General features: G+C 72.7%; 5 protein-coding genes. 3 read left to right on the top strand and 2 right to left on the bottom strand.

All coding sequences use genetic code 11. The features are described 5' to 3' along the window. Window positions 1–28: 28 nt before the first annotated feature. Complete coding sequence (locus RWP81_RS14435; RefSeq protein ID WP_314457234.1) at window positions 29–1,228, bottom strand: MFS transporter; 1,200 nt, start codon at window positions 1,226–1,228, stop codon at window positions 29–31. A 120-nt stretch (window positions 1,229–1,348) separates the two neighbouring features. After that, window positions 1,349–2,557 (bottom strand): citrate/2-methylcitrate synthase, encoded by a 1,209-nt coding sequence (locus RWP81_RS14430; protein ID WP_314457232.1) that lies wholly within the window; start codon window positions 2,555–2,557, stop codon window positions 1,349–1,351. Window positions 2,558–2,609: 52 nt separating this feature from the next. Here RWP81_RS14430 and RWP81_RS14425 point away from each other — a divergent pair, with 52 nt between their 5' ends. From RWP81_RS14425 to RWP81_RS14415, 3 genes are read left to right on the top strand one after another with little or no spacing between them, the layout of a single operon-like run. Then, on the top strand, window positions 2,610–3,785 hold the full coding sequence (locus tag RWP81_RS14425) for a citrate synthase (RefSeq protein ID WP_314457230.1): 1,176 nt from the start codon (window positions 2,610–2,612) through the stop codon (window positions 3,783–3,785). A gap of 36 nt (window positions 3,786–3,821) precedes the next feature. After that, window positions 3,822–4,073: a type II toxin-antitoxin system prevent-host-death family antitoxin gene (locus RWP81_RS14420; RefSeq protein WP_314457228.1), complete on the top strand. Its 252-nt coding sequence runs from the start codon at window positions 3,822–3,824 to the stop codon at window positions 4,071–4,073. Continuing rightward, window positions 4,070–4,468, top strand: coding sequence for a type II toxin-antitoxin system VapC family toxin (locus RWP81_RS14415; RefSeq protein WP_314457227.1), 399 nt, complete (start codon window positions 4,070–4,072; stop codon window positions 4,466–4,468). The genes RWP81_RS14420 and RWP81_RS14415 overlap by 4 nt, the downstream gene beginning before the upstream one ends. Window positions 4,469–4,617 lie beyond the last annotated feature (149 nt).

The raw sequence follows: 4,617 nt of genomic DNA, 5'->3' as shown, positions 1-4,617 counted from the left end.
ACCCCATCCCGCGCCGCCCGCGCACCCGTCACGCCGCGGCGCTGCGCCGCTCGCGCACTGACAGCCCGAAGAGCACGGCGCCGACGATCAGGAGGGCGATGCCGATGGCATCCACCGTCACGACGCTCGTCGCGTCGACGAGGATGCCGCCCACGCCCGCCGCGATCATGATGGCGAGCTGGAATCCCGTGACGACGAGGCTGCCACCGGCCTCGAGGCGGTCGGGCATGCGGTGGCCGACCCACGTGTTCACGATGATCAGCCACGACGAGAAGAAGAAGCCCCACACGATCACCGCGATCGCGACGACCACGATCGCTTCGGGCAGCAGCATGACCGCCGCGATCGACAGCGCGATCACCAGGGGCCCGATCACGGCGAGACGGGCGAAGGCGCGGTCGACCACGATGCCGACCGCGAGGTTGCCCACGACTCCGCCGACACCGAACAGGGCGAGCAGCAGCACGATCGTGCCCGCGTCGACATCGGGGATGCGCTCCAGCGACAGGCGCACGTAGGTGTAGGCGACGAAGTGCCCGAGCACGACGAGGACGTGTCCGATCATGCCCCCGCCCACTCCGGGCCGGCGGAGCGTGTCGAACAGGATGCCGAGGCTCGACGCCGCAGCCGGCGGCACGGGCGGCAGGGCGAACCGCACGGCGACCCCCACCGCGGCAGTCACCACGGCGATCGACAGGAACGCCAGGCGCCAGTCGAGCACCTCGCTGAGCGCCACGCCGATCGGCACGCCCGCGACGGTCGCGAGAGACACGCCCGCCGAGCCGAACATCATGGCGCGTCCGATGCGGTCGGGGCTCGACAGGCGCGCCGCCACCGTGATCGACATCGACCAGAACCCGCTGATCGCCGCCCCGAGCAGGAAGCGGGCGACGAGGATCGCGGGCAGGCTCGGGGCGATGGCCACCACGAGGCTCGACACCGTCGCCGCGGCGGCCGCGCCCACGAGCAGCGTGCGGCGGTCGAGGCGTGGGAGCAGCAGGCCCACCGTGGGGGCGAACAGGAGCCCCGCCAGGGCGGTGACGGTGACCGTCTGACCCGCCTGACCGGGGGTCACGCCGAGAGAGGCGGCCATCTCGGTGAGGACACCGTTGGGGAGGAACTCCGCGGTGACGAGCAGGAAGCTCAGCAGCATCACGACGACGTGTCCGCCGTAGCGCATCGTCGCCAGCCCGGCGTGGGACGTGGGAAGGGGGGCGGTGGTGGTCATGCTTCGATGCTGGCCGTTCGCGCCGCGCGGCGCCGGGCCGTTCGTCCGCGGCATCCGACCGTTCGTCCGTGGTGCTCGCTGCCTCGCGCATCCCCGCCCGACCTCCTGAGGGAGTACCGCTCACCCCGCGAAGGCCGGCCCGACGTAACGCGCCGAGGGACGGATGATCTTGGGATCCCGCGCCTGCTCGAGCACGTGCGCCGTCCAGCCGATCGTGCGGGCGAGCGCGAAGGTGGGTGTGAACATCGCGGACGGGATGCCGCACTGCTCCATCACCACCGCGGCGTAGAACTCGACGTTGGCGTGCAGGGGCCGCTCTGGCCGGCGCCGCGCGAGCTGACGCTCGGCCTCGCGCTGGAACGCCAGCGCCTGCGCCACCCGCGCTCCCCCGAGCCGTTGCGCGACCTCGCGCAGCAGCTCGGATCGCGGATCGGCGGTGCGGTACACCGCGTGCCCGAATCCCATCAGTCGACGCCCCGCCGAGAGCTCGTTCGCGATCCAGGCTCCGGGGTCGTCACCGGCGGCGTCGAGGCTCTCCAGAGCGCGGGCGGGGGCGCCTCCGTGCAGCGGTCCCGACAGGGCTCCGAGCGCACCGGAGAGACAGGATGCCATGTCGGCCCCCGTCGAGGCGATGACCCGTGCCGTGAAGGTCGAGGCGTTGAAACCGTGGTCCATCGCCGCGATCAGGTAGGCCGACAGCGCGCGAACGTGGACGTCGTCGGGTGTCGCACCCGTGACGCGCTCGAGGTAGTCGGCTACGAGCCCTCGGTCCCTCGGCATCCGCCCCTCTTCGTGATCGTCGGCGTCGCGATCGTGCTCCGGCGCGGCGTCCCGTCCCTCGCATGCCGCGCCGGCGCGGGCGGCGGGAGCGAGCGCGTGGGGAGTCTCGACGCGGTCGGCGCCGCGGGTGGGAGCGAGCGCGAGAGGCACCATCGCCGCGAACGCGATCGCCTCGTCGAGCCGGCCGGCTTCGTCGACGTCGTACAGGGCGGGCGAACGGCGAACGGATGCCGCGAGCGTCCACACCGCGCGGAGGCCGGCGAGCGGCTGATCGGTGCGCGCCGTGACCGCGGCGATGAGCTTCGGCATCCGGGGGTCGGATCGTGCGGCGGCGATGCGCTCGTCGAAGGCGGCCGCACGGTCGACGTCGGGGAGGTCGCCGACGACGAGCAGGTGCCACACGTCTTCGAAGGTCCGCGTGCGGGCCAGGGCCGTGGCCGAGTGGCCGCGGTAGTGGTAGAAACCGGCGCCGCCGTCGACGTCGCTGATGGTGGTCTCGGCCACCACGACGTCGTTCAGGCCGCGGGGCACATCGATCAGGTCGCTCATGCGCCCAGTGTGCGAACATGACCGCAACAGCGTCAACGTTGATCGGATCAAGATGGCATCCCCCCTCCCCCGCCTCACGGCCGCCCAGGCCGCCGCCCGCCTCGGGGTCAAGCCCGAGACGCTCTACGCGTACGTCTCACGCGGCCTCCTGCAGCGTGAGCGCGACGCGCGCGGCTCGACGTTCGACGCGCTCGACGTCGAGACGTTCGCGGCGGGCCGTCGTCGTGACCCGGTGCGGTCGCCGTCGCATCCCACGACCGGTTCGCCGCTCGGCGTCGTGCAGACCGACATCGCCGACATCGAAGACGGCGAGCTCCTGTTCCGCGGCCGCCGGGCCCGCGACCTCATCGACCGGCCGTTCTCCGACGTCGTCGCGTGGCTGTGGGATGCCGAGCGACTCGACGCCCCCGACCCCGCCATCGGCAGCGCGCGCGAGATGGTGGCGGCCCTTCCGCCGCACGCCGGCGCCATGGATCGCCTCCGCGCCGCCCTCACCGGCTTCGCCGCCGACGATCCGCTGCGGCACGACACGTCGGCGGCGACCCTGCACCGCATCGGCTGGACGCTGCTGACGGGCCTGCCCATCGCCCTCGGCGGCGATCCGCACGCCGACATCGCCCGCTCGCTCACGAGCGCCTGGCGTGCACCGGCCTCCGTCGATGCGGCCGTCAACGCCGCCCTCGTGCTGCTCATCGACCACGACCTCGCCGTGTCGACCTTCGCCGCGCGGGTGGCCGCGTCGGCGCGGGCCGACGGATACGCCGCCGTGAGCGCCGCCCTCGGTGCCGCCGATTCTCCGCTGCACATCTCCGCGGCGACGCGGACGGCCCGCCTGCTCGCACGCGTTCGCCGAGGACTCGAGCCCGAACGGGCGCTGGCCGAGGTGCTGCAGGACGGCAACGGCATTCCGGGCTTCGGTCACCCTCTCTACGCCGGCGTCGACGACCGCGCCGACGCCCTGTTCCCCCTGCTGCCGGCGCTCCCCGACGGGGAATCGACGATGGATGCCGTGCGCCGGCTCAGCGAGACCGTCGCCGCCCGAACGGGTCTGCAGCCCAACGTCGACCTCGCGCTGGCCGCCCTGGTGTCGGGCGCCCGGCTGCCCGATGACGCGGCCAGCACGATCTTCGTCGTGGGGCGCCTCGCGGGCTGGATCGCGCACATCGGCGCGGAGTACGGCGAACAGGCGATGCGGCTGCGGCCGCGAGGTGAATACGTCGGGCGGTAGCACCGCGCTAGCCAGGTTCCTGGCTAGCGTGACCGCATGATGTACAACGTGCTCGAGGCGCGCAACAACCTGTCCAAGCTGATCGCCGACGTCGAGTCGGGGATCGAGGTCACCATCGCCCGTCGCGGCGTGCCCGTCGCGCGTATCGTGCCGATCGACCACGTGCACGGGCGCCCACGCAACGCCTTCGCCGCCTGGTTGCGCGAGCACCCCCTCACAGCCGAACGCGCACGACCGACCCAAGAGATCGACGCGATCGTCGCCGAGAACCGGGCCGCCGGGGCGTGATCTATGTCGACAGCTGCCTCGTGATCTACGCGGTCGAGCGCGACGACGCCATCGGCGATCGCGCGCGTTCTGCGCTCGCCCACGCCGAGACGACTCTGGCGACGAGTCCCCTGGTCATGCTGGAATCCCTCGTGAAACCGATGCGAGACGCCGACGCACAGGCCCAGTCGACGATGTGGAGCGCCTTCGACGCCTTCGAGCTCCTCCCGATCGAACCCGACGCCTACCTCGACGCGGCCCTGCTCCGCGCGCGATTCCGACGCCTCCAGACGGCGGACGCCCTGCATCTCGCCGTCGCCCGGCAGGCCGGATGCAGCGCGTTCTGGACGAACGACTCCCGACTCGCAATCGCATCGGGCGGGCTGGCGGTGGACGTGATCGCCGAGCCGACCTAGCCGGTCTCGACGAACCCCAGCCGGCCGTCGGTCGCCGCGCGCGCCCGAAGGGTCAGCGGTTCTCCCACCCCTTCGCCATCTCGACCACCGCCGTGACCGCGGCCTCGGTCTCGGCGGGTGTCCCCCCGGCGCGACCGGCGACGAGCCCG

The organism is uncultured Microbacterium sp. (assembly GCF_963521695.1).
Taxonomy (GTDB): Bacteria; Actinomycetota; Actinomycetes; order Actinomycetales; family Microbacteriaceae; genus Microbacterium.
The sequence above is the reverse complement of the archived record's forward strand: the minus strand, read 5'-3'. Positions and strand labels throughout refer to the sequence as shown.